This window comes from Achromobacter deleyi (assembly GCF_013116765.2).
Classification (GTDB): Bacteria; Pseudomonadota; Gammaproteobacteria; order Burkholderiales; family Burkholderiaceae_B; genus Achromobacter; species Achromobacter deleyi_A.
This window is the reverse complement of sequence record NZ_CP074375.1, coordinates 895,606-919,361: the sequence shown is the minus strand read 5'-3', so window position 1 is coordinate 919,361 and position 23,756 is coordinate 895,606. Positions and strand designations below refer to the sequence as shown.

Genomic DNA, 23,756 nt, shown 5'->3' with positions numbered 1-23,756 from the left:
ACCAGACGGGCGCCGGTCACAAGCCGGCGCCCGTTATTTTTTTCCTAGTCCGGATAGCGGACTTCCAGGATATCCAGCTCGTCGATGCCGCCCGGCGTGCGCAGCACGACCGTGTCGCCTTCCCGGGCCTTGATCAAGGCCCGCGCCACGGGGGAGATCCAGCTGATCTTGCCGGCCAGGGGTTCCGCCTCGTCCACGCCCACGATGGTGACGGTGTGCTCTTCGCCCGCCTTGTCCACGTAGTTGACCGTCGCGCCGAAGAAGGCCTGGTCGCGGTTGGGCTGGGCCTTTGGGTCCACGACCTCGGCGATGTCCAGCCGCTTGGTCAGAAAGCGCATGCGCCGGTCGATCTCGCGCAGGCGCTTCTTGCCGTAGAGGTAGTCGCCGTTTTCCGAGCGGTCGCCGTTGGACGCGGCCCAGGACACCACCTGAACCACGGACGGACGCTCCACGTTCATCAGGTGCGTGAGTTCGGCGCGCAGGCGCTCGTACCCTTCCGGGGTGATGTAGTTCTTCGTGCCCGCCGGCAAGGCTTGGGCTTGCGGCAGATCGTCGTCGTCGTCCTGGTCGGACTCTTTAACAAAGGCTTTGTTCATGGCGGTTGCGCCGCGACGGCGCGATCACTAGCGATGGCTTGCAGGATGGGCGGCGGATACCGCCCGCGTCAGAACCAGTCGTGCCAGACCGGCTTCAAGTCGGATGGCAGGGCCGGCAAGCGGCCCAGGTCCACCCGGCTTTCCTTGGGACTGTGGAAGTCCGACCCGCGCGAGGCGAGAAACCCATACCGGCGCGCCACGTCGGCGTACTGGCGCGCTTCTTCGACCGTGTGGCTGCCCGTGGTGACCTCTATCCCCACGCCGCCCAGTTGCAGGAATTCGTCGAACAGCGCGGCAAACTGCAAGGGCGTGTACTTGTAGCGGCCCGGATGCGCAATGACGGCCTGGCCGCCCGCGCCGCGGATCCAGCCCACCGCCTCGGCCAGCGTGGCCCATTGCATGGGCACATGGCCGGGCCGGTCGTCGCCCAGATGCCGGGTGAACACCGCCTGGACGTCCGGGCAATAGCCGGCTTGCACCAGGTAGCGCGCGAAGTGCGTGCGGCTGATCAATTCGGGGTTGCCGGCGAACGGCAGCGCGCCTTCGTAGGCGCCGGGCATGCCCATGTCCGCCAGGCGATCGCCGATGCGCCTGGCCCGTTCGGCGCGGCCGGAGCGGGTCTTGCGCAAGCCCTCGACGAGGGCAGTGTTTTCAGGATCGAACCGCAGGCCGACGATATGCACCGTCAGCCCGGCCCAGGTCACGGAGATCTCGACGCCGGTGGCAAAGCGCATGCCCAGGTCCCGGGCCGCGCCGGCGGCTTCGGCCAGGCCGCCCACTTCGTCGTGGTCGGTCAAGGCCCAGACATCCACGCCGTTGGCGTGCGCCCGCTGCGCCACTTCCCCGGGCGCAAGGGCGCCGTCCGACACGGTGGAATGGCAATGCAGATCAATATTGGGGGTGGGCGCTTTCATGGGGCTATTGTAGAGAAGGCCCGGCACCGCGCATAGCGCCGTGCCGTCCCTATATATCCGCGCCCGGCTCAGGCCAACAGGAAATTCGCCACCGGATCCAGCTGGTCGTCCGAGATCAGCGTGGGCGCGTGGCCCACGCCGCGCACCTCGTGGGCCTGCGCGCGCGGGTTGCGCTTGAGCATTTCATCGAAGGTCGCGCGCGTCAGCAGGTCGGACAGTTCGCCGCGTACGATCAGCACCGGGCAATCGATGGCGTCATAGGAGCGCCACAGGATATGTTCGCCCGCGGCCAGTTCTTCGGGAGTCTGGGCGGCCAGCGCCTGGGCAATCGCCAGGTCATAGTGCTTGACCCATTTTCCGCCCTGTTCGGGATACAGGTACTTCGCCAGCTCCGCCCATTGCGCGTCGGTGTGCGGCCCGAAGGTTTCCGAATTGGCGCGCATCGTGGCCACGGCCTCTTCGAACGTCGCGAACTCGCCGGTCTCGCCCACATACTGGCCGATGCGCGACAAGGCGCCGTTCTCCAGGCGCGGCCCCACGTCGTTGAGCACCAGCTTGTCGAAGCGGATGCCCTGCGCGGGCGGCAGCATGCCCGCGTGCGTGCGCATGGCCAGCATGGCCTTCGCGAATACCGCCGCGCCCGACAGCGCCATGCCGATCAGCCCGCCCATCGACGTGCCCACCCAGGACAGGCGCGCCGGCCGCAGGCGCGCGATCAAGGTCACCATGTCCGACAGGTACTGGGGCACCGTGTAATACGCAGGATTGACCAGCCAGTCCGAACGGCCGCGCCCGACCACGTCCGGGCAGACGACGCGATAGCGGTTGGCCAGCCGGCGGGCCAGCGCATCGAAGTCGCGGCCGCTGCGGGTCAGGCCATGGACGCAGAGCAGCACCTGGTCGTTGGCGGGATCGCCCCATTCCCAATAAGCCGTGCGGTGCAATCCCGCCGGGCTGGCGCAGGTGACGAAATCCAAACGGGGTTCCAGGCTGTCCACTATCGATACACTCCACGGATCTGCGCGCGCCGACGCGGCAGCGCGCTTTCGCCGCTATCTTATAGGACGCGGACGCCTTGCTCTGGACTATCCGGCCGCTCATCGCTACGATCATCCCAGCTGGATTGACGCCCTTCGGCGGCAGGCGCCCCGATAATTGCCATTGCCTATCGGTGCGATTCAATCATTAAATTGGAGTTGCGCCCCCCTCAAGGCGCACAGTAAAAAGCTTCAGGCATTGCCAGATCAGTCATCCCAAAATTGATATGGAGTCCGTATGCAGCAAAGTAGTCCCGTCTCTCCGCTGACCGATCATTCCCCCGATCATTCCTCCGTCAGCCCCCCTCCTCCCCAACCGCCCAAAGTCCTCCAGGACGTGCTGGCGCGCGCGGACGTCCAGATCAACGGCACGCGCCCGTGGGATATCCAGGTCCATGACAAGCATATGTACGAGCGGGTCTTCGCCAGCTGGTCGCTGGGCCTGGGCGAGTCCTACATGGATGGCGAGTGGGACTGCGAGCAGCTGGACGAACTTTTCACGCGCCTGCTGCGCGCGGACATGGGGTCGGCGGCGCTGGGCGTGGCGCGCATCAAGCTGATCGCCGAACACCTGCGTCACAAGCTGTTCAACCTGCAATCCAAGAACCGGGCATTCGAGGTCGGCGAACAGCACTATGACGCCGGCAACGACGTGTTCGAAGCCATGCTGGACAGCCGCATGATCTACTCCTGCGCCTACTGGGAACATGCCCAGACGCTGGAAGAGGCGCAGCTGGCCAAGCTGGACATGATCTGCCGCAAGCTCCAGCTCAAGCAGGGCGAGACCCTGCTGGACATCGGCTGCGGCTGGGGCGGCCTGGCCAAGTTCGCGGCCGAGCGCTACGGCGCCAAGGTCACTGGCGTGACCGTCTCCAAGGAACAGCTGGCCCTGGCGCAGGAACGCGTGAAGGGCCTGCCCGTGGAGCTGCTGCTGCAAGACTACCGCGATCTGCAGGGCCGCTTCGACAAGGTGGTCTCGGTAGGCATGTTCGAACACGTGGGGCCGAAGAACTACGACACCTACTTCACCAACGTGCAGCGCCTGATGGCGCCCGAAGGCGTGTTCCTGCTGCACACGATCGGCATCGCCTCCACCAGCCAGAGCACCGATCCCTGGATCGACCGCTATGTGTTCCCCAACGGCAAGCTGCCGTCCGCGCGCGAGATCGCGACAGCCGTGGAAGGTCGCTTCATCATTGAGGACTGGCACAACTTCGGCGCCGACTATGACCGGACGCTGATGGCATGGTGGGACAGGTTCGAGCGCGCCTGGCCCACGCTCGAACCCCGCTACGGCACGCGGTTCTACCGGATGTGGAAATACTATCTGATGTGCTGCGCCGGCTTCTTCCGGTCGCGCGAGGGCCAGCTCTGGCAAGTCATGCTGACGCATCCGCAACGCCAGCAGACCTACCGTTCGCTGCGCTAGCGCGTCGCGCCCGCGGCCTCTTCCCGGATCATGTCGGCGGCGCGTTCCGCGATCATGATGGTGGGCGAATTGGTGTTGCCCGATGTGATCAGCGGCATGATGGACGCGTCGGCGATGCGCAGGCCTTCCAGCCCGTGCACCCGCAGCCGCGCGTCCACCACCGCGCCGCTGTCCGCGTCCCGGCCCATCGCGCAGGTGCCCACCGGATGAAAGATCGTGGTGCCGATCTTGCCGGCCGCCTGCCGCAGCTCGGCCTCGGTCTGGAAGTCCGGGCCGGGCAGCCACTCTTGCGGCTGGTAGCGCTGCAGCGCCGGCGCGGCGGCAATGCGACGCACCAGGCGGATCGAATCGGCCGCCACCTGCAGGTCTTCTTCGGTGCTCAGGTAGTTGGGACGGATGACGGGCGCCTCGGCGCCCTTCTGCCCCGCGGGTCCTTGCGCGTGCACACTGCCGCGGGAGGTGGGGCGCAGATTGCAGACGCTTGCGGTGAAGGCGTCGAAACTATGTAAAGGCTCGCCGAAGGCGCCCAGCGACAGGGGCTGCACATGGAACTCCACATTGGCGCGGGCCTGGCCGGGATCCGACTTGGCGAATGCGCCCAGTTGCGAAGGCGCCATGCTCATCGGGCCGCTGCGGTTGACCAGGTATTCCAGGCCGATACCGGCCTTGCCCAGCAAGGTGGAGGCGATGCGGTTCAGCGTCTTCACGCCGTTCACCTTGATGATGACCCGCAGCTGCAGGTGATCCTGCAGGTTCTCGCCCACTCCCGGCAAGGCGTGGCGCAACGCAATGCCGCATTCGCGCAGGCGCGCGGGCTCTCCGATGCCCGAAACCTCCAGCAGCTGCGGCGTGTTCACCGCGCCGGCCGCCAGCACCACTTCGCGCCGCGCCCGCAGCGTCGTGCCGCGCCCGTCGCGGTTCACGCGCACGCCGACGCAGCGTTTGCCGTCGAACTCCAGTTGCTCGGCCAGTACCCCGGTCATCACATGCAGGTTCTGGCGCTGCCGCACCGGCCGCAGGAAGGCCTTGGACGTGTTCCAGCGCCAGCCGCGCCGCTGGTTGACCTCGAAGTAGCCGCTGCCGAAGTTGTCGCCCCGGTTGAAATCCTGCACGCGCGGAATCCCTTCCTGTTCGGCCGCGCTGGCAAAGGCTTCCAGGATGTCCCAGCGCAAGCGCTGCGACTCCACGCGCCATTCCCCGCCCGCGCCGTGATGCTCGTCCGCGCCGCGGTGATAGTCCTCGCTGCGCTTGAAGACCGGCAGCACCTGGTCCCAGCTCCAGGCCGGATCGCCCGACAGCGCGGCCCAGTCCTCGTAGTCTTCGCGTTGGCCGCGCATGTAGATCATGCCGTTGATCGACGAGCACCCGCCCAGCACGCGGCCGCGCGGATAGATCAGCGACCTTCCGCCCAGGCCGGGCTCCTCGGCCGTGCGGTACATCCAGTCCGTGCGAGGGTTGCCGATGCAGTGCAGGTAGCCCACCGGGATATGGATCCAGTGGTAGTTGTCGCGCCCGCCGGCCTCCAGCAGCAAGACCTGCACGGCGGGATCGCGGCTCAGGCGGTTGGCCAGCACGCAGCCCGCCGAGCCCGCGCCCACGATGATGTAGTCGTATGTCTCCATAAGCTCTTCTTATCAGATAGCGGGCCCAAAACGGGCGCCGGCACGGTGAGCCGACCCGGCTGCGGCGCGTCAACGCGCGCCGGGCATCTCCCAAGACTCTGGCGCAGCGGCCGGCGGCTGTCCAATGAATTGTTGAAAATGGTCTTATAAGCATCTTTAATAATGCACCAACCCTGTGCTTCCCTGTCAACCTACGATGCAATCAGGCACATGCCCAAGTCGGAACCACGTCGGCGGAGGCGCGTGCCGACCAGAGATGGCTCTATGGAGGTGACCTGCATGACAAGAAAGCCCCCCTTGGGGACTGGAAAGCCTCTCGCCATGTCGGCCGACTATACGGGCATTCACAGCGACATCGTCGAATTGCTCGATACTGCGCGGCTAGCGGCTGCACGCAGCGTCAATGCGTTGATGACGGCCAGTTACTGGGAGATTGGTCGCCGGATAGTCGAGGCCGAGCAGCAAGGTAAACGGCGTGCTGGCTACGGTGAGCAATTGATCGAGCGGCTGGCCAGTGACCTGAACCAACGGTTTGGCCGCGGGTTCAGCCGCCAGAACTCGCAGCAGATGCGGTCGTTCTTTCTGACCTGGCGAATTCGCCAGACAGTGTCTGGCGAATCATCCTCGGCGCCCACGCCGCCGCGTCCCTGGACGCTCGACGAGTTGACCAGAATTTTCACGCTACCGTGGTCGGCCTACGTACGGCTGCTGTCGATCAAAGACGAACATGCCCGCAGGTTCTATGAAGCCGAAGCCCTACGGGGCGGCTGGAGCGTGCGCCAACTCGCCCGGCAGATAGACAGCCGGTTTTACGAACGCACGGCACTGTCAAAGAACAAGACCGCGATGTTGGCCAAGGGCGCCACACCCGTGCCCGCGGACGCCGTCACGCCTGACGACGCCATCAAAGACCCTTATGTGTTGGAGTTCCTGGACCTCAAGGACGAATATTCAGAGTCCGATCTGGAACTAGCCTTGATCCAGCGGCTGGAGGATTTTCTGCTCGAACTCGGCGACGGCTTCACCTTTGTCGGAAGGCAGCGCCGCTTGCGCATCGACCAGACTTGGTATCGGGTCGATCTCCTGTTCTTCCATCGGCGATTGCGCTGCCTTGTCATTATCGACTTGAAACTCGGCGCACTGAACCATGCCGACGTGGGGCAGATGCATATGTACTGCAACTACGCGAAGGAGCACTGGGCCTTTCCCGAGGAAAACCCGCCCGTGGGCTTGATCCTCTGTGCAGACAAAGGACAGGCATTGGCACGATATGCACTGGAAGGATTGCCCAGCAAGGTTATGGCGGCGAACTATCGGATGGTGCTGCCGGATGCAGAGCTGTTGCAAAAAGAACTGGAGAACACACGGCGACTGCTCGAATCTGGCACGAGGCCGCCGCCAAGGTAGAAGGCGCCTGCTCGGAAACTGCAAGCCCGCGCAGCGTGCGCTGCGCGGGGACACTTTTCTCTGGACAAATCCATGGACCTGAAGCACATCCGCACCTTTGCCGCGGTTGCCCGCGAAGGCAACCTCACGCGCGCGGCCGAGCACCTGCACCTGACCCAGCCTGCGCTGAGCCTGCAGCTCAAGAACTTCCAGGAGTCGCTGGACCTGACCCTGTTCGCGCGCACGGCCCAAGGCCTGGCGCCCAATGCCGACGGGCGGGCGCTGCTGCCTTCGGCGCTGCGGATCCTGGATGCATTGGAAGACTTCCAGCGGGCCATCGGCGCCTTGCGCGACACCGTGCAGGGAGAACTGCGCATCGGCACCATCCTGGACCCCGAATTCCTGCGGCTGGGCGCCACGCTGCAATACCTGGTGGAGCATTACCCCAAGATCCGGCCGACCCTGCGTCACGGCATGTCGGGCTCGGTGGGCAGGCAGGTCCGCTCGGGCGAGCTGGACGTGGGCTTCTTCCTGGGACCGCAAGAGAAGACCAGAAATCCGGCGGGGCTGGAAGCGCGGCCGCTGGCCTCGTTCGCGTACTACGTGGTGGCGCCCAAGGGCTGGGGTGCGCAGGTGGCGGGCCGCGGCTGGGCCGAGATCGCGGCGCTGCCGTGGATCTGGACGCCTCCCGATTCCGTGCACCACAGGCTGCTTTCGGACAAGTTCGACGCGCTGGGCATCGCGCCCCACGCGGTGGCCGAAGTGGACCAGGAAGCGTCCATGCTGGACCTGGTGCGCTCGGGCGTGGGCCTGTCCTTGGCCCGCGACTCCATCGCGCTGCGTGAATCCCAGGCCAACGGGCTTTTGCTGGTGAAGGGGCTGTCGATCCAGGCGGAGCTGTCTTTCATCACCCTGGCGTCGCGCCGGGACGATCCGCTGGTCGCCGCCGCGTTTGCCGCGGTGCAGGCCGCATTCGGCTAAAACCGCGCCGCGCCGGTCCGAGGCGCTCATGCTGCGCTGCGCCATACGGGTGCAGCGCGCACAAGAATATGCACCGCTTCGAGGCATGATCCGCAAGACGCCGCGCCGGGACTGTAGCGCCCGGCGCGGTGTCCCGCCGCTCTTTTCCCCTATGAATCCAGGGGGGAACTCCCCCATTTCATCGTCCCTCGATATTTCTGGCACGGACTTTGCTTAATAGCTCTTGTGCGGGTGCAAGCCCGGCAAGACAACTCGTGCAGTACCGGCAATGGCGCCCCGACCGAAAGGTCCAGGGCGCCTTTTGTCTTCTGAAACCCGAATATCCAAGCCTGGGGATATCTCATGAATGTAGCGGCCACTTCCGATTCCTTGCAGACGCTGGTTGTCATCGGCAACGGCATGGTGGGCCACCATTGCGTCGAGCAATTGATCGCCCGCGGCGCTCTTGAGCGCTATCGCATCCACGTCTTTGGCGAGGAAACCCGCCGCGCCTATGACCGGGTCCACCTGTCGGAATACCTGAACGGGCGCGACGCCGAATCGATGGCCATGGGCGAGGCCTCGCTGTACGAACGCGAAGGTCTGACCCTGCATCTGGGCGAGCCGGTCCTGGAGATCGACCGCCACCAGCAAGAGGTGGTCACCGCCAGCGGGCGCACCGTCTACGACAAGCTGGTGCTGGCGACCGGCTCCTATCCCTTCGTGCCTCCGATCGCGGGCGCCGAAGGCGCGTCGCGGCTGGTGTACCGCACTATCGACGACCTGGACCTGATTCGCGCCGCGGCCAGCGGCGCGCGCCGCGGCGTGGTCGTGGGCGGCGGCCTGCTGGGCCTGGAAGCCGCCAACGCGCTTAAGTCCTTGAACCTGGAAGCGCATGTGGTTGAGTTCGCGCCGCGCCTGATGCCGGTGCAGCTGGACGAAGCCGGCGGCGCGGCGCTCAAGGCGCGCATCGAATCGCTGGGCGTGGGCGTGCACCTGTCGCGCGCCACGCAGGACATCAAGCCCGGCACCCAGTACCGCTACCGCATGCGCTTTGCCGAAGGCGCGCCGCTGGAAACCGACCTGATCGTGTTCTCGGCCGGCATCCGCCCGCAAGTGACCCTGGCGCGCAAGGCGGGACTGGCGCTGGCCGAGCGCGGCGGCGTCGCCATCGACGATCACTGCCGCAGCAGCGACGAACGCATCTACGCCATCGGCGAATGCGCGGCCTGGAACGGCAGCGTGTTCGGGCTGGTGGCGCCCGGCTATCAGATGGCGCGCATCGTCGCCGCCGACCTGTGCGGCGCGCCCGAACAGCCCTTCACGGGCGCCGACATGTCCACCAAGCTCAAGCTGCTGGGCGTGGACGTCGGCTCCATCGGCGACGCGCAGGGCGCCACGCCGGGCTCGCGCAGCTACCGCTACATCGACGAAGCCGGCTCCAGCTACCGCCGGCTGGTGGTATCCGCCGACGGCAAGCGCGTGCTGGGGGCCGTCCTGGTCGGCGACAACAGCTATTACGACACCCTGCTGCAGTACGCGCAGAACGGCATCGCGCCGCCTGCGGATCCCTCCAGCCTGATCCTGCCGCAAGGCCAGGACTCCCCGCTGCTGGGCGTGGACGCGCTGCCCGCCACCGCCACCATCTGTTCCTGCCACAACGTGAACAAGGGCGCCATCTGCGACGCCATCGACGGCGGCTGTACGGACCTGGCCGGCGTCAAGGGATGCACCAAGGCAGCCTCGGGCTGCGGCGGCTGCGCGGGCCTGCTCAAGCAGGTGGTCGAACACGAACTGGCCAGCCGCGGCGTCGCCGTGGACAAGAGCCTTTGCGAACACTTCGCCTACACCCGCCAGGAGCTGTATGCGATCGTCCGGGTCGGCGGCATCGAGTCCTTCGAGGAACTGCTGGCCAGTCACGGGCGCGGCCATGTGGGCTGCGAAATCTGCAAGCCCGCCGTGGGCTCGATCCTGGCGTCGTGCTGGAACCGCCCCATCCAGGACCCGCAGCTGGTGCCGCTGCAGGACACCAACGACACCTTCATGGCCAACATGCAAAAAAACGGCACCTACTCCGTGGTGCCGCGCATTCCTGCCGGCGAGGTCACGCCCGACGGCCTGATCGCCATCGGCGCCGTCGCCAAGAAGTACCAGCTGTACGTCAAGATCACGGGCGGACAGCGCATCGACCTGTTCGGCGCGCAGCTGCACGAGCTGCCCGGGATCTGGTCGGAGCTGATAGCCGCAGGTTTCGAAACCGGGCATGCCTACGGCAAGTCCACCCGCACGGTGAAGTCCTGCGTGGGCAGCACCTGGTGCCGCTACGGCGTGCAGGACAGCGTGAAGATGGCGCTGGACATCGAGCACCGCTACAAAGGCCTGCGCGCTCCGCACAAGCTGAAGTTCGCCGTGTCCGGCTGCACCCGCGAATGCGCCGAGGCCCAAAGCAAGGACATCGGCGTGATCGCCACAGAGAACGGCTGGAACCTCTACGTCTGCGGCAATGGCGGCATGCGTCCGCGCCACGCCGAACTGTTCGCCACCGACCTGGACGACGAAACCCTCATCCGCTACATCGACCGCGTGCTGATGTTCTACATCCGCACTGCCGACAAGCTGCAGCGCACCTCGGTATGGCGCGAGTCCCTGGAAGGCGGGCTGGATTTTCTCAAGCAGGTGGTGATCGACGACAGCCTGGGCCTCGCCGCCGAGCTGGAAGCGCAGATGCAACTGGTGGTGGACCGCTACGAATGCGAATGGGCCAACGCCATCGACGATCCCGAAAAGCTCAAGCGCTTCCGCACCTTCGTCAACGACCGGCGCGGCGACCCCGACATCCAGTTCGTGCAGGAACGCGGCCAGCCCAGGCCCGCCCCGGCGCGCGCCAGTGCGCGCGTCATCCCGATTGCCGAGGAGATCGTCTGATGCGCGCCCCAACCTCCCAACAACAAGCCTGGCGCCACGCCTGCGACCGCCAGGACCTGGTGGCGAACTCCGGCGTGGTCGCGCTGGTGGACGACGAGCAGGTGGCCCTGTTCTACCTGCCGGATGCTACCGGGCAACGCCTGTATGCGGTGTCGAACCGCGACCCCAAGTCGGGTGTCAACGTGATCGGCCGCGGCATCGTCGGCCATCTGGGCGGCGACCTGGTGGTGGCCTCGCCGCTCTACAAGCAGCACTTCCGCCTGGCGGACGGCAGCTGCGTGCAATACCCCGAACAGCGGCTGCGGACCTGGCAGGCGCGCTTTAACGGCGACGCGGTGGAAATCGCCTGACGGGCGCCGCCGGACTCATTCAATATCAGCCAAGCAACAGGAAACATCATGTCCTACCTAGTTCCTTCCGAGTTTGTCACCAAGATGGTGGATGCGGGCGAGTCGAAGATCTACATGGCGACCCGCGACGTCCTGATCCGCGCCTTCATGGCCGGCGCCATCCTGGCGATCGCTGCGGTGTTCGCCGTCACCGTCACGGTGCAGACCGACTCGCCCATCCTGGGCGCGGCCCTGTTCCCGGTGGGCTTCTGCATTCTGTACCTGATGGGCTTCGACCTCTTGACGGGCGTGTTTGTCCTGACGCCGCTGGCGCTGTTCGACAAGCGCCCGGGCGTTACCGTCAGCGCCATCCTGAAGCACTGGGGCCTCGTTTTCGTGGGCAACTTCCTGGGCGCGCTGACCGTGGCCGTCCTGATGGCCATCGTCTTCACCTACGGCTTTTCGGTGCCGCCCAACAAGGTCGGCCAGGTCATCTCGCACATCGGAGAGAACCGCACGCTGGGCTACAAGGAATACGGCGCCGGCGGCATGCTGACCATCTTCATCCGCGGCGTGCTGTGCAACTGGATGGTGTCGCTGGGCGTGGTGGGCGCGATGATCTCCACCTCGGTCAGCGGCAAGGTCATTGCCATGTGGATGCCGGTCATGCTGTTTTTCGCGATGGGCTTCGAGCACTCCATCGTCAACATGTTCCTGTTCCCGTCGGCGATGATCATGGGCGGCAATTTCTCGATCATGGACTACATGATCTGGAACGAGATCCCGGTGGTGCTGGGCAACCTGATCGGCGGCATCTCGCTGACCGGCCTGACGCTCTACACCACGCACATGAAGACCGCGCCGAAGCGCCGCTTCACCTGATCCCGGGCCCTTCATGGACAGCTACGCGCCCGGCGTCCCCGCCGCCTCCCTGAAGGTGGCGGTGGGCCAGCACACCGAGCCGGGCGCCAAGCCCGTCAACCAGGATTTCCACGGCCTGTGCGTGCCGGGCGAGCCGCTGCTGGGCGCCAAGGGCATCGCCATCGCGCTGGCCGACGGCATCAGCAGCAGCAACGTCAGCCACATCGCCAGCGAGACCGCCGTGGCGAGTTTCCTGGAGGACTACTACTGCACCCCTGAAACCTGGTCGGTGAAGAAGTCGGCCCAAAAGGTGCTGAGCGCCGCCAACGCCTGGCTGCACTCCCAGGGCCGCCAGCGCCATGGCCAGGACCAGGACAGGGGCTATGTGTGCACCCTTACCGTGATGGTGCTCAAGGCGACCACGGCGCACATCCTGCACATCGGCGACGCCCGCATCTACCGCCTGCGCGACGGCGTGCTGGAACAGCTGACCGAGGACCACCGCGTCTGGGTCGCGCACGACAAGAGCTATCTGGGCCGCGCGCTGGGCCTGTCCTCGCACCTGGAGATCGACTATCACACCCAGCCCGTGGAACTGGGCGACGTCTTCCTGCTGGCGACCGACGGCGTGTATGAACACATCGTCGCGCAGGACATGAGGGACGCCGTCGCCGCGCACGCCGGCGCGCTCGACGACGCCGCCCGCGCGCTGGTCCGGCTGGCGCTGGAGCGCGGCAGCGACGACAACCTGACGATGCAGATCGTGCGCATCGACGCCCTGCCCGCGCGCCAGGCCAGCGAGCTCGCCCAGTACTCCGGCAGCCTGCCCTGCCCGCCCCTGCTGAACGTGGGCCAGGAGTTCGAGGGCTTTCGCATCACCGGCGAGCTGCGCGCCAGCAGCCGCAGCCATGTCTACCTGGCGCGGGATATCGCCAGCGGCGATGCCGTCGTCATCAAGATCCCGTCGCTGGACCTGCGGCACGACCCGGCCTACCTGGAACGGCTGCTGACGGAAGAGTGGATTGCGCGCCGCATCGACAGCCGCCACGTCGTGCGCGCCTGGCCCCGCACCCGCCAGCGCCGCACGCTCCATACGGTCAGCGAGTACATCGAAGGCCGCACGCTGACGCAGTGGATGGCCGCCAATCCGCGGCCGGACCTGGAACCCGCGGTCGCGATCATCGAGCAGATCGCACGCGGCCTGCAGGCCTTTCACCGGCTGGAAATCGTGCATCAGGACCTGCGGCCGGACAACATCATCATCACCCCCGAGGGCACGGCGAAGATCATCGACCTGGGCTCGACCCGCACGGCCGGCATCCAGGAACTGGGGCAAGCGGACGACGAGCCCATGCCCGTCCTGGGCACCGCGCAGTACGCCGCGCCCGAGTACTTCCTGGGCGAGGCGGGCACATCGCGGTCGGACATCTATTCGCTGGCGGCGATGCTCTACCAGATGCTGTCCGGCCGCCTGCCCTACGGCGCCGAGGTGGCCCGCGCCCGCAGCCGGGCCGCGCAGCTGCGCCTGAGCTATGTGTCCGTGCTGGACCGGGACCGCGAGATCCCGGCCTGGATCGACAGCGTGCTGAGCCGCGCCCTGCATCCCGATCCGCAGGCCCGCACCCCCGAGCTGTCGGAGTTCACCCATGCGCTGCGCCATCCGGCCGACGCCGCCGCCAGAGGCGAACGCCTGCCCTTGCTGGAACGCAATCCCGTGGCCTTCTGGAAAGGGCTGAGCCTGTTCCTGGCCATCGTGATCGTGATCCTCTCCTTCAAATCCTGAACAGATACGGAGCTGCCTGTCATGAACCCTACCGTCTGGCTGATCGGCGCGGGTCCCGGAGACCCGGAGCTGCTGACCCTGAAAGCGGTCAAGGCCCTGGCCCAGGCCGAGGTGGTCCTGGTCGACGACCTGGTCAACCCGCAGGTCCTGGAATACTGTCCCCAGGCGCGCATCGTGCGGGTGGGCAAGCGCGGCGGCTGCCGTTCGACGCCGCAGGAATTCATCCAGCGCCTGATGCTGCGCTATGCCCGCCAAGGCCTGCGCGTGGCGCGCCTGAAAGGCGGCGACCCTTGCATCTTCGGCCGCGGCGGCGAAGAGGCGCAATGGCTCAGCGACCGCGGCGTGGCCTGCGAAATCGTCAACGGCATCACCGCCGGCCTGGCCGCGGCCACCTCCAGCGGCATCCCGCTGACGCTGCGCGGCATGGCCCAGGGCGTTACACTGATCACCGCCCATTCCCAGGACGAAACCACGCCGGACTGGTCCGGGCTGGCGCGCAGCGGCACGACGCTGGTGGTCTACATGGGGGTGGCGAAAGTGCAAGACATGAGCAGCCAGCTGCTGGCGGCCGGCATGGCCGCCGACACCCCCGTGGCAATGATCGAACGCGCGTCCCTGCCCGAACAGCGGCTGTGTCCGTCCTCGCTTGCCGCCATGGCGCGCGACGCGGATGCATTCCAGCTGCGCAGCCCCGCCATTCTGGTGATAGGCCAGGTCGCCGCATGCCGGATGTTCGGTATCGCCGACGCCCCGCCGCTGGCGGAGCCAGCGGCCCGGCCGCTGCGCCGGCAAGCCTGATCTTCCGCAAGAGAGAACCCCATGGCCGAACGCCACATGCCGCCGCCGCTGCGCTTTCTGCTGGCCGCGCGCCGCAGCGAACTCCATGGCCTGGAAGCCCTGGCCGGCACCTGTGAACTGGTGCTGAAAATCAGCGCGCTGGTGCATGCGCTGCAAAAGGAACGCGGCTATTCCAACCTGACCCTGTGCAGCGCCGGCGACCGCCTGCTGCCCGCGCTTGCCAGCCTGAGCAATGAGGCCGGGGGCATCGAGGCGGACGCGCGCGTGTTCCTGGACGGCCTGGAGGCCAACCCCGTGGCCGGGGCCGGCCGCGCGCGCCTGCTCAATTGCATCGCCTACGCCCTGTTCCGGCTGGACGAGCTGCCCGGCCTGCGCCGCCAGGTCCGCGACCGGCGCCTGCAGGCGGAAGACGCCGACTCCCGATTCACCCAGGTGATAGGCAGCCTGCTCGCCGTCGTCTTCGAGGCCGCGGACTCTGCGCTGGATCCGGGCGTCACGCGTATCCTGGTGGCGCTGCTGAACTTCATGCAGGGCAAGGAACTGAGCGGCCAGGAACGCGCCTGCGGCGTCATGGGCTTTACCGCGGGCTGGTTCAGCGACGCGCAGAAGGCCCGCATGCTGGGCCTGGCCGCCAACCAGGCGCGCAGTTTCGACATCTTCTCGCAGTACGCACAAGCCGCCCCCCTGCAATCCTGGGAACAGGTTCAACAGCACGGCCAGCAGGTGCAGCGCATGCGCGACATGGCGCAGCACACCTCGGACGCGCAGCGCGTCGACAGCGGCCTGGCCGAGCTGTGGTTCGACCTGTACACCGCCCGTATCGACGCCATGCGCAATGTCGAAACCTCGCTGGCCCAGGAGCTGGCGCAGCAATGCGCCCGGCGCATCGCCGAAACCCGCCAGGAACTGGACGACCGCCGCCTGCTGCTCAGCCGCTACACCGATCACGCCAGCGGCCGCGCGCCCAGCATGGTGTTCAGCGTACAGAGCCGGATCCTGGACGTGCCCCCTCGGGACGGCGTGGGCAACGAGCTGGAACGTTCGATACTGGACATGATGCGCGAGCAGACCCTGCGCATGCAGCGCGCCGACGATGCCCTTGCCAGCGTGCGCGGCGCGCTGGACGAAAGAAAGCGCATCGACCGCGCCAAGCTGCTGCTGGTCAGCCGCTACGGCTTGACCGAGCAGGCCGCCCATGAACGATTGCAGCGCGCCGCGATGGACGGCGGCCTGTCGCTGGCGGAAGTGGCGCGGCAGATCATCGGGCAGCTGGGCGAGAACTGAGCGCCCGTCCAGGGCGCTTGGCGCCTGCGCCCTAGCGGAACACCCGCTGGGTCAGGCTAACGACGGCCGCCATCAATGCCACGACCGCCACCACGCGAAAATGGTCCAGGTTGGCCAGCAGTACCGATTGCTGGCTGACCATCTGCGCGATCTGCGCAATGGCCAGCTGCTGCGCCTGCGCCGGATCCGCCACGGTCGCGTAGAAGCCGGACAACCGCGTCATGGCCGCCTCGAGATGCGCATTGCCCGCCGCGACGCCGCCTTGCAAGACGCTGTAGTGCTCGGACGTGAACCACTGCTGGCCAACGGTGGCCAGCATGATGCCCAGCGCCTGTCCGATCTGCGCCAGCATATTCTTCACCTGCTGGGCATGGGCAAAGACAGCCGGATCCCCGGTCAGCCCCGTGAAGGTGTGCATGGCGGTGGTCGGCATGATGATCATGATGAACATGCCGTAGCAGGCCAGCGCGGGAAATATATCCGTCCACATATCCGCGGTGGGCGTCAGCCGCGACATCAGCCCGCCGAATGCGGCCAGCGCCAGGAATCCGGCGACGAAGAACTTGCGCGGCGAGGGCCAGCGCGGCAGCAATTGCGACATCACCGCCCACGTCAGCACCCCCGCCCCCAGGCCCATGGCGAAGAACTCGCCCGCCGTGGACCAGGACTGGCCGAGCGCGCGCTGCAGCATCAGCGGCACCAGATAGCCGTTCGCGCCCAGCATCAGATAGCACGCCATGAACAGGGCCAGCCCGCAAATGAAGCGCGCCTCCTTCATGCCGCCCAGCCTGAGCAGCGGCGCGCCATTGCGCGTCTCCGACCAGACGAAATAGCCCAGCGCCGCCACGCCCGCCACCGCCGACAGCACCAGCAGATAGCGGTCACTGAAGAAATCGTAGTAGGACCGCTGCAAGGCATGCAGCACCAGGAAGCTGCCCGCCCCCAGCGCGGCGATGGGCATGAGGCGCGCCTGACCTGCCACCGTCGCGCCGGCCTCCTTGCCAGGCATGGCCAGCATGACGGGAATCGTCGCCAGCAGCGCCAGCGCCGCCACCAGCCAGAACATCAGGGGCCAGCCGTCACGCTCCACCGCCATCGCGGCCAGCCATGGCGCGAGCGCCGTGCCCACGCACAAGCCGGTGGCCAGCGCCTTGATGCCCAGAAAGCGCGCAGGGCCGGGCGGAATCAGGTTGACGGTCAGCCGGGAAGACGTGAGCATCGCCGCGCATCCGACAGCCATCAGCACCCGCCCCAGCAGAAAGCCCGCCTCATTGTGCGACACGGCGCACACCGCCGCGCCTGCCCCTGCCGCGGCCAGCGACGCCAGCAGGTAGCGCCGCAATCCCAGGTGGTGCACCAGCCAGCCCTGCAAGGCAATCATCACCACCGCCACGCAGGCATGGATAACGGCGACGGTGGTGTATTCCTCGGGGCTGGCGCCGATCTCGCCCATGATGGGCGCGGCTGCGAACGTCACCATGCCGTTCTGCAGGAAGTCGATGAAGGTCAAGGCGCCGATGACCAGCAGCAGCGCGGCAGGCGGTCTGGGATGGGACATGGAGGGGTTCCGGGCGTCGCTGGGTGGATCAGAGATTCGCGTCGATGATCGCGCGCACCTGCGCGTCGGCCTGGGCCAGCTCGTCGGCATACACCGCCGTCGTATAGGCCTGCGCCTGCCCTTGCGCCGCGACCAGGCGCTTGCCGTCGCGCGCCTGGGTGTCCACTTCCACCCGCATCGACAGGCCCAGCTGCAAAGGCTGCGCGGCGACTTCGGCGGGGTCCAGGGCAATGCGCACCGGTACGCGCTGCACCACCTTGATCCAGTTGCCCGTGGCGTTCTGCGCCGGCAACAGCGAGAACGCGCTGCCGGTGCCCGCGTCCTGGCCCAGCACGCGGCCGTGATACACCACGCCGCCGCCATAGAGGTCGGTCGTCAGCCTGACCGGCTGACCGATGCGCACATGGCGCAGCTGCGATTCCTTCAGGTTGGCGGTGACCCAGAGATGATCCAGCGGCACCACCGACATGAGCGGCGCGCCGGCGGCGACGCGCTGCCCGACCTGGACGCCGCGCTTGGTGACCACGCCGCCCACCGGCGCCGGAACCCGCGTGCGGGCCAGCGCCACGCTGGCATTGCGCAGCTGCACGGCCGCGGCCAGCACATCGGGGTGGGATTCGACCGTGGTGCCGTCGATCAGCGCATGGTTGCGCTTGAGCTGCTCGGCGGCGACATTCAGCGCGGCGCGCGCGGTGCGCACCGTCTGCTGCGCATGGATCAGTTCCTCGCCAGGGATCGCGCCTATCTTCGCCAGCGCCGACCGGCGCGCCGCGTCTTCCTGGGCGCGCGCCAGATCCACCTTGCGCAGCTCCACATTGGCGCCGTCCTGTCCGGCCATCGCGAACTGGCCGCGCACCTGCCGCACACTGCGCGCCAATTGCGCGCGGGCGGCATCCAGCGCCAGCTGCGCGTCCACGCCGTTCATCTCCACCAGGATGGCGCCCGGCTTGACCACGTCGGTATTGTCGGCGCGGATCGCCGTCACCACGCCGCCCACCTGCGGCGTCACCTGCACCACATTGCCTTCCACGTAGGCGTCCTCGGTGGACACCCAGCGGCCGTCGGAGTATTCGGCATAGGCGCCCGCCAGCACCGCCACGGCCAGCACGGCCGCGCCGCCGACGGCGGCTTTCCTCACTAGGCCGCCACGCGGGCGGGAATGGGTGGACGTTGAATTCATGGCGGGGGCTTCGGTCTTCATGGCGGGCGGGGCGAGGTCGGGGGTGGCGTCAACAGGTTGGGAACGGGCGGGACCGGTCTGGTTCATGAGACGCTCCCGGCGGGTTGTGGCGCGAGGGCGGCCTGGGGCGCGTAGCCGCCGCCCAACGCCCGGATCAGCTCCAGGTGCAAGGCGCGTCCGCGCGTGTCCAGTTCAATCAGCAGCTGCTTTTGCTGCAACACCTGCGCTTCGGCCGACAACACCTGCAGATAGCTGCCCACGCCGTTGCGATAGCGTGCCGTCGCCATGTCGTAGGCCTCTTGCGTCAGGCGCAAGGCCTGCTGCTGCTGGGTGGACCGTTCGGCCTGCCAATGCAGCGACACGAGCTGGTCGACCACGTCATGCAGCGCCGTGACCAGCGTGCCGTTGTATTGCTCCACCGCCACGTCATATTCGGCCTGGCGCGCGCCCAGGTTGCCGCGCAGCCGCCCGCCGTCGAAGACCGGCAGCGAAATCGCCGGGCCGATGCCCAGCACGCGGCTGCCGGCATCCAGCAGATCCGACAGGCCCAGGCTTTGCACGCCGGCAAAGCCCGTCAGGCTGACATTGGGATAGAACTGCGCGCGAGCCACCTTGATATCCCGGCTGGCGGCCTCGACGCGCCAGCGCTGCGCCACCACGTCGGGCCGGCGGCCAATCAGATCGGCCGGAACCGTCGTGGGAATCGCCACGGTGTATCCCCCCTGCAATGCCGGCCGGTGCACCTGGACGCCCGCATCGGGGCCGCGGCCGACCAGCGCCGCCACCTGGTTCCGCGTCAGCGCGATCTGCTCGTTCAGGGCCGCGATCCTCTCGCGGGTCGCGGGCAGCGCGGCTTCGGCCTGTTTCATGTCCAACCGGGAATCCAGCTGCGCGGCGACGCGGCTTTGCGTCAGCTGCAGCGTAGTCTCGCGCTGGCGCAGCGTCTGCTCGGCAAGATCGCGCAGCAGGTAGGCGGCATCGAGCTTCAGGTAGGCGCGCACCAGCGAGGTCGTCAGCATCAGCTCGGCGGCGTGCTGGTCCACCTCGGCGGCCTGGGCGCGCTGCAGCGCGGCGTCCAGCGCCGCCTGGTTCTTGCCCCAGAAGTCGATCTCGTAGCCTATGCCCGCCTGCAACTCGCCCGTCCAATCCCAGGAACCGGCCAGCGGCTGGGGCGTGGTGCTGTTCTCGCTGAAACGCTGACGCGTCGCGCGGGCATTCAGGTTGCCTTGCGGCGACAAGGCCGCTCCCGCCACGCCGGCCAGCGCATCGGCCTGGCGCACCCGGGCCGCCGCCACCCGCAGGCTGGGCTGTTCGGCCAGCGCGGCCTGCACCAGCTGGTTCAGTTGCGCATCGCCAAAGGTCTCCCACCATGACTGCGTCGGCCAGGCGGCGGGCGTCACCGCCGCGCCTACCAGCGACTCGCTGGTCGCCAGCGCGTTGGCGCTGCCCAGCCGGGACTGCGTCTGCAGCCCGCCCGTGCTTGCGCAGCCGGCCAGCAGCAGCGCCGCCAGCATCAGGCTGAAGCCGCCTATCGGGCGGGCGGGATGTCTGGCTTGTCGAAACGGGGCTTGCATGGGAGTGCCTATCTTTATGCCCAGGCTGTATATGCCTAGGCAGATAAATGATCAAAAAAAATGCGGACTGAAGTATCAGCCCGCCCTCGCGTTCATCAGGATGCGCGACAGCAGCTTGTGCAGCGTTTCGGCGTCCTCATCCGAGAACCCGGACAGCAGCCGGCGAAACGCCACCTCGGTTGCCTGGCGCGCTTGCGGGAAGGCGGCCTGCCCTTGCTCGGTGAGTTCGATCAACGAGCTGCGGCGGTCCGCTTCGTTTTCCACGCGGCGGATGAATCCCTTGGCGGCGATGCGGTCCAGCAGGCGGGTCATGGCGCCGGAGTCATAGGCCAGCACGCGGCAGAAATCGCTGAGCGTGCGGCCCCACCCTTTGACCAGGCAGTTCAGCACCACATACTGCTGCACGGTGATCTGCAGGGGCGCCAGTTCGCGCTCCAGAGCCTCGTGGATGCCGTTGCGCACCGAAGTCACCATGAAGCCAAGCTCGCCGGTGCAAAATTCATCCAGCACGGAAGGTGCAGCATTGCTCATGATGGCCTTGGCGCATGCCGGTGGGAATCAATGGCTGAATATTAACTGCCTAGGCAGCTACTTAGCAAGCATATTCCGCCGCCGGAGCTCCTTCAAGCTGGAGCTGAGCAGCAGGCCCGTGGTTCTGGCGGCGCGTAGCGGTAAACGTCCCAGGTAATTCAGATCCGACCGGGGCCTTGCTGGGACACGGGCAGCCACAACTTGAACAGGGTGCCGCCAGACAGTGGCTGCCAAGCGCACCGCGCGCCCAGTACCGCCACGCGATTGCGTATATTGGCCACGCCCCGCCGCCCCGGCAATGCCACCTCCGGCGGCGGTGGCATGAACGGTCGGCCATTGTCTTGCACGCACACCCACACGCCGATCTCACCCGCGCCACTCGCAGCCGCCTTCGCTTCGGCGGTGGTCACGGTGATATCCGTCGCATCGCTGTGCTTGACGATATTGGTTAGCACCTCCTGCAGGATACGCAGCACATGCAGGGCGCTTTGCGCCTCTAGCCACTGCAGCGGCGGCAGGTCGCTCATCCGCCAACGCAGCACGATCCCTGCCCCGGTCAACCTCGGCCCCAATCGAAAGCGCAGGGCCCCCAACAAGGCCAACAGGTCGGCATCGGTGCTTTCCAAGGAATCGATGGCGATCTTCAGATCGTCGATGCATTCCCGCAGAACCTGACCAATGTCGAGAGGCGTGCGCCCCAACTCCACCTGACGCAGCGCGCTCATCAGAGAAGACCCCACGCCATCATGCATCTCGCTCATCAGGCGTTGACGCTCGTTCAATAGTGTCTGCTGGCGCTCGGCGACGCGCAGGCGCTCATGCGCCTGGACCAGTTCGCGCTCCTGTGCGGCCAGTTGCTCGGCCAGTACGGCGCGGGCGCGCGCAGCCACCGCCAGCGCACGGGTGTAGCGCGTGAACGCGACATACACGAACAGGGTGAGCAAGCCCAGATTCACATAAGGCGTCAGGTAAATGCCTTCCATGTCCCCCTTGTAGCTCTGCATGCGCAGGTCATGCCACGCCATCAGCAGCGACACGGGCCCCCATGCAGCCAGCAGCACATTGGCGCGGCTGCGTTCATGCCAGGCGTTGGCCATCGCTGCATAGATCTGCGCCAGGGCCGGCGGCAGAATCGCCAGGCGTTGCACTGCCAGAATCCCAGGATGCTCCGTCCACCAAGAGGGCAACGTCGCCACTACGACGATGGCCCAGTACACCACCAGGACGCGGCCCAAGCGCGGGCGCGGACGATTCTGCACCATGCCAAGGAAGTGAAACCCGCAGACCGGTACGGTGACCATGCCCACCAACGTCATCCAGGAGAACCAGGCGAAGCTCATGGCCAGGCCCGCGTCGTCCACCAGGAACAGCAAGGCTGCCAGCGCCTGCGCGACCGCCACGCAGAAGAAAAGCGCGAACGGCCACGCCCCGCCGGCCGGCGCCAGGCTGGTATCGCGACGGCGGTTCAAGCGCAGCCAGACGGCGATGCCCAAGGCAAAGAATCCCAGCAGCAGGAAAGAGCCACGCCAATAGGTTGGCAGCGCCGTCTGCAGAAAAGTGCGCCAGCGCCAGGACGGCAGCAAGTCGGCAGTCGATCCGACCCACATCGACGAGAGCGCGCCGCCCGTATTCGGCTGGTTGGCCATGCGCACGTACACCCATGCATCCTTGCCCGGGTGCAACAGGCCGCCCAGATCCACCCATAAAGGATGATTGAAATTGTTCCAGGCGCGGTCGCCACGCGATTGCCAGGCGCGCTGTCCGTTCACGTATACCGCCAGCGTGCCGGTTGCCTGCCAGCGTGGGGCATATAGCCGCAACTGCGGCGTCGTGAAGGCCGTGGCAGGAATGTGCATGCGGTACCACTGCACCTCGGCACGGTCCGCCGCTCCCTGCACAGGTCGCGGCCACGGCGCTCGCGGCCGGGCATGCGGCAGACGTATCGGCTGCCAGTCGGTGTCGGCGGCGTTCATGGCGCTGTCCCCGGCGTCCAGTTCAACCATCGAAGCCGGCTGCATCCAGGTCGCGCTCGATGACGACCATATCTGCGCTTCGGTGATATGGAGCACGGGCGACTGGGCTCGCGCCAATCCGCAAACAGCGAGCAAAAAAAGGCCGAGCATTGACTTGAGCACAGCGTCCCAATTACGAATGGCCGCCCAAGGCCATACCCCCCTTGACGGTTCAATCCTCACTCAGCCATCCGTGTCGCGCGCCCTCGCGCACCGCTTCGGCCCGCGAATTCACCTGCAGCTTGGTATAGATACGCCGCACAAAGGTCTGCACGGTGTGCGGTGAGACGCCCAAAGCGCTGGCGACTTCGTCCACCGTATAGCCGCGCGAGACCAGGCGCAGCGTCTCGGCTTCGCGCGCCGAAGGCGATACAAGGGGCACGCATGCCGGGGCGGCGACGGCCCCGGCGGGTTCGACGGGTGCCGCCTGCACGGTGTGTCGCAACAGAAGCTTCCTGGCCACCATCGGGTTGATCGGGCTGCCTCCCGCATGCAGGCTGCGGATTTCGGCGACCAGCTCCTGCGCGCTCAAGTCCTTCAGCACATAGCCCATTGCGCCCGCTTCGATGGCGCGCAGGACGTGCGTCTCATCCCCAAAAATGGTGCTCACCATCACCGCGCAATCAGGCCAGGCTTGCCGCGCCGCGGTGATCACATCCAGGCCGGAGCCATCGGGCAAGCCCAGGTCCACCAGAAGCACGTCGAGCGGCTGGCGTGGCAGCAAGGACAACGCTTCGCGCCGGTTGGCCGCCATCCACACCATGTTTAATCCCTGCGAGGTCTCCACGGCGTGCGCCAACGCTTGCAGGCAAACCGCGTCGTCTTCGACCGTCGCTACACGTATAGGCTCCCCGTTGGCTGCCGATGCGCTGCTCGCGCGCGGCAGCGCTTCGTTCGTGCCGGGAGGTTGTGCCGCCGGGTCTGACCTTTGTTGAGTGTCTTTTTCTCGCATCAAATGATCATCGGACGGCTTCGAT

At 66.8% G+C, this 23,756-nt stretch carries 19 protein-coding genes; 9 read left to right on the top strand and 10 right to left on the bottom strand.

The window, feature by feature from the left end:
* Positions 1-44: 44 nt before the first annotated feature.
* The 3 genes from greB to HLG70_RS04195 all read right to left on the bottom strand — a co-directional run bounded on the left by greB (position 45) and on the right by HLG70_RS04195 (position 2,511).
* The gene (gene greB / locus HLG70_RS04205) at positions 45-596 is read right to left on the bottom strand and encodes a transcription elongation factor GreB (RefSeq protein WP_171663813.1); all 552 of its coding nucleotides are present in this window, start codon (positions 594-596) and stop codon (positions 45-47) included.
* Positions 597-664: 68 nt separating this feature from the next.
* Positions 665-1,510: a 3',5'-nucleoside bisphosphate phosphatase gene (locus HLG70_RS04200; RefSeq protein WP_171663814.1), complete on the bottom strand. Its 846-nt coding sequence runs from the start codon at positions 1,508-1,510 to the stop codon at positions 665-667.
* A 68-nt stretch (positions 1,511-1,578) separates the two neighbouring features.
* Complete coding sequence (locus HLG70_RS04195) at positions 1,579-2,511, bottom strand: alpha/beta fold hydrolase (protein WP_171663987.1); 933 nt, start codon at positions 2,509-2,511, stop codon at positions 1,579-1,581.
* Positions 2,512-2,785: 274 nt separating this feature from the next.
* Between HLG70_RS04195 and cfa the strand changes: the two genes are divergently transcribed.
* The gene (cfa, locus tag HLG70_RS04190; RefSeq protein ID WP_171663815.1) at positions 2,786-3,976 is read left to right on the top strand and encodes a cyclopropane fatty acyl phospholipid synthase; all 1,191 of its coding nucleotides are present in this window, start codon (positions 2,786-2,788) and stop codon (positions 3,974-3,976) included.
* Here cfa and HLG70_RS04185 read toward each other — a convergent pair.
* Positions 3,973-5,598 (bottom strand): GMC family oxidoreductase, encoded by a 1,626-nt coding sequence (locus tag HLG70_RS04185; protein ID WP_171663816.1) that lies wholly within the window; start codon positions 5,596-5,598, stop codon positions 3,973-3,975. The two genes, cfa and HLG70_RS04185, sit on opposite strands and share 4 nt — an antisense overlap.
* A gap of 321 nt (positions 5,599-5,919) precedes the next feature.
* Between HLG70_RS04185 and HLG70_RS04180 the strand changes: the two genes are divergently transcribed.
* From HLG70_RS04180 to HLG70_RS04145, 8 genes are all read left to right on the top strand, one after another.
* On the top strand, positions 5,920-7,005 hold the full coding sequence (locus HLG70_RS04180; protein WP_434082298.1) for a PDDEXK nuclease domain-containing protein: 1,086 nt from the start codon (positions 5,920-5,922) through the stop codon (positions 7,003-7,005).
* A 72-nt stretch (positions 7,006-7,077) separates the two neighbouring features.
* Entirely contained in the window at positions 7,078-7,965 is an 888-nt protein-coding gene (locus HLG70_RS04175) for a LysR family transcriptional regulator (protein ID WP_171663818.1), read from the top strand.
* A 342-nt stretch (positions 7,966-8,307) separates the two neighbouring features.
* Complete coding sequence (gene nirB, locus HLG70_RS04170) at positions 8,308-10,869, top strand: nitrite reductase large subunit NirB (RefSeq protein ID WP_171663819.1); 2,562 nt, start codon at positions 8,308-8,310, stop codon at positions 10,867-10,869.
* The gene (gene nirD, locus HLG70_RS04165; RefSeq protein ID WP_171663820.1) at positions 10,869-11,219 is read left to right on the top strand and encodes a nitrite reductase small subunit NirD; all 351 of its coding nucleotides are present in this window, start codon (positions 10,869-10,871) and stop codon (positions 11,217-11,219) included. Before nirB ends, nirD begins: the two co-directional genes overlap by 1 nt.
* A gap of 48 nt (positions 11,220-11,267) precedes the next feature.
* A complete protein-coding gene (locus HLG70_RS04160) occupies positions 11,268-12,080 on the top strand; it encodes a formate/nitrite transporter family protein (RefSeq protein WP_171663821.1) in 813 nt (270 codons plus the stop codon).
* Between the two features lie 13 nt (positions 12,081-12,093).
* Positions 12,094-13,842, top strand: coding sequence for a bifunctional protein-serine/threonine kinase/phosphatase (locus HLG70_RS04155; RefSeq protein WP_171663822.1), 1,749 nt, complete (start codon positions 12,094-12,096; stop codon positions 13,840-13,842).
* 21 nt (positions 13,843-13,863) lie between these two features.
* Positions 13,864-14,640 (top strand): uroporphyrinogen-III C-methyltransferase, encoded by a 777-nt coding sequence (gene cobA / locus HLG70_RS04150; RefSeq protein ID WP_171663823.1) that lies wholly within the window; start codon positions 13,864-13,866, stop codon positions 14,638-14,640.
* A 21-nt stretch (positions 14,641-14,661) separates the two neighbouring features.
* A complete protein-coding gene (locus HLG70_RS04145; RefSeq protein ID WP_171663824.1) occupies positions 14,662-15,924 on the top strand; it encodes a nitrate- and nitrite sensing domain-containing protein in 1,263 nt (420 codons plus the stop codon).
* Between the two features lie 31 nt (positions 15,925-15,955).
* Here the strand turns inward: HLG70_RS04145 and HLG70_RS04140 are convergent, their stop codons facing one another.
* The 6 genes from HLG70_RS04140 to HLG70_RS04115 form a co-directional block, all read right to left on the bottom strand.
* Positions 15,956-17,482, bottom strand: coding sequence for an MFS transporter (locus tag HLG70_RS04140; RefSeq protein ID WP_171663825.1), 1,527 nt, complete (start codon positions 17,480-17,482; stop codon positions 15,956-15,958).
* 28 nt (positions 17,483-17,510) lie between these two features.
* Positions 17,511-18,749, bottom strand: coding sequence for an efflux RND transporter periplasmic adaptor subunit (locus tag HLG70_RS04135; protein WP_326491137.1), 1,239 nt, complete (start codon positions 18,747-18,749; stop codon positions 17,511-17,513).
* Entirely contained in the window at positions 18,746-20,236 is a 1,491-nt protein-coding gene (locus tag HLG70_RS04130) for an efflux transporter outer membrane subunit (protein WP_171663826.1), read from the bottom strand. Before HLG70_RS04130 ends, HLG70_RS04135 begins: the two co-directional genes overlap by 4 nt.
* Positions 20,237-20,311: 75 nt before the next feature.
* Complete coding sequence (locus HLG70_RS04125; protein ID WP_171663827.1) at positions 20,312-20,767, bottom strand: MarR family winged helix-turn-helix transcriptional regulator; 456 nt, start codon at positions 20,765-20,767, stop codon at positions 20,312-20,314.
* Between the two features lie 158 nt (positions 20,768-20,925).
* Complete coding sequence (locus HLG70_RS04120; protein WP_234103381.1) at positions 20,926-22,740, bottom strand: sensor histidine kinase; 1,815 nt, start codon at positions 22,738-22,740, stop codon at positions 20,926-20,928.
* 211 nt (positions 22,741-22,951) lie between these two features.
* Positions 22,952-23,731 (bottom strand): response regulator, encoded by a 780-nt coding sequence (locus HLG70_RS04115; protein ID WP_171663829.1) that lies wholly within the window; start codon positions 23,729-23,731, stop codon positions 22,952-22,954.
* Between the last annotated feature and the right edge of the window lie 25 nt (positions 23,732-23,756).

Bases quoted from the DNA above. Each gene is read 5' to 3' on its own strand.
- nirB (WP_171663819.1), top strand. From the start codon at position 8,308: ATGAATGTAGCGGCCACTTCCGATTCCTTGCAGACGCTGGTTGTCATC.
- HLG70_RS04155 (WP_171663822.1), top strand. From the start codon at position 12,094: ATGGACAGCTACGCGCCCGGCGTCCCCGCCGCCTCCCTGAAGGTGGCG.
- HLG70_RS04200 (WP_171663814.1), bottom strand. From the start codon at position 1,510: ATGAAAGCGCCCACCCCCAATATTGATCTGCATTGCCATTCCACCGTG.
- HLG70_RS04115 (WP_171663829.1), bottom strand. From the start codon at position 23,731: ATGCGAGAAAAAGACACTCAACAAAGGTCAGACCCGGCGGCACAACCT.
- nirD (WP_171663820.1), top strand. From the start codon at position 10,869: ATGCGCGCCCCAACCTCCCAACAACAAGCCTGGCGCCACGCCTGCGAC.
- HLG70_RS04160 (WP_171663821.1), top strand. From the start codon at position 11,268: ATGTCCTACCTAGTTCCTTCCGAGTTTGTCACCAAGATGGTGGATGCG.
- HLG70_RS04120 (WP_234103381.1), bottom strand. From the start codon at position 22,740: ATGAACGCCGCCGACACCGACTGGCAGCCGATACGTCTGCCGCATGCC.
- HLG70_RS04175 (WP_171663818.1), top strand. From the start codon at position 7,078: ATGGACCTGAAGCACATCCGCACCTTTGCCGCGGTTGCCCGCGAAGGC.
- cobA (WP_171663823.1), top strand. From the start codon at position 13,864: ATGAACCCTACCGTCTGGCTGATCGGCGCGGGTCCCGGAGACCCGGAG.
- HLG70_RS04185 (WP_171663816.1), bottom strand. From the start codon at position 5,598: ATGGAGACATACGACTACATCATCGTGGGCGCGGGCTCGGCGGGCTGC.
- HLG70_RS04180 (WP_434082298.1), top strand. From the start codon at position 5,920: ATGTCGGCCGACTATACGGGCATTCACAGCGACATCGTCGAATTGCTC.
- cfa (WP_171663815.1), top strand. From the start codon at position 2,786: ATGCAGCAAAGTAGTCCCGTCTCTCCGCTGACCGATCATTCCCCCGAT.
- HLG70_RS04125 (WP_171663827.1), bottom strand. From the start codon at position 20,767: ATGAGCAATGCTGCACCTTCCGTGCTGGATGAATTTTGCACCGGCGAG.
- HLG70_RS04145 (WP_171663824.1), top strand. From the start codon at position 14,662: ATGGCCGAACGCCACATGCCGCCGCCGCTGCGCTTTCTGCTGGCCGCG.
- greB (WP_171663813.1), bottom strand. From the start codon at position 596: ATGAACAAAGCCTTTGTTAAAGAGTCCGACCAGGACGACGACGACGAT.
- HLG70_RS04130 (WP_171663826.1), bottom strand. From the start codon at position 20,236: ATGCAAGCCCCGTTTCGACAAGCCAGACATCCCGCCCGCCCGATAGGC.
- HLG70_RS04140 (WP_171663825.1), bottom strand. From the start codon at position 17,482: ATGTCCCATCCCAGACCGCCTGCCGCGCTGCTGCTGGTCATCGGCGCC.
- HLG70_RS04135 (WP_326491137.1), bottom strand. From the start codon at position 18,749: ATGAACCAGACCGGTCCCGCCCGTTCCCAACCTGTTGACGCCACCCCC.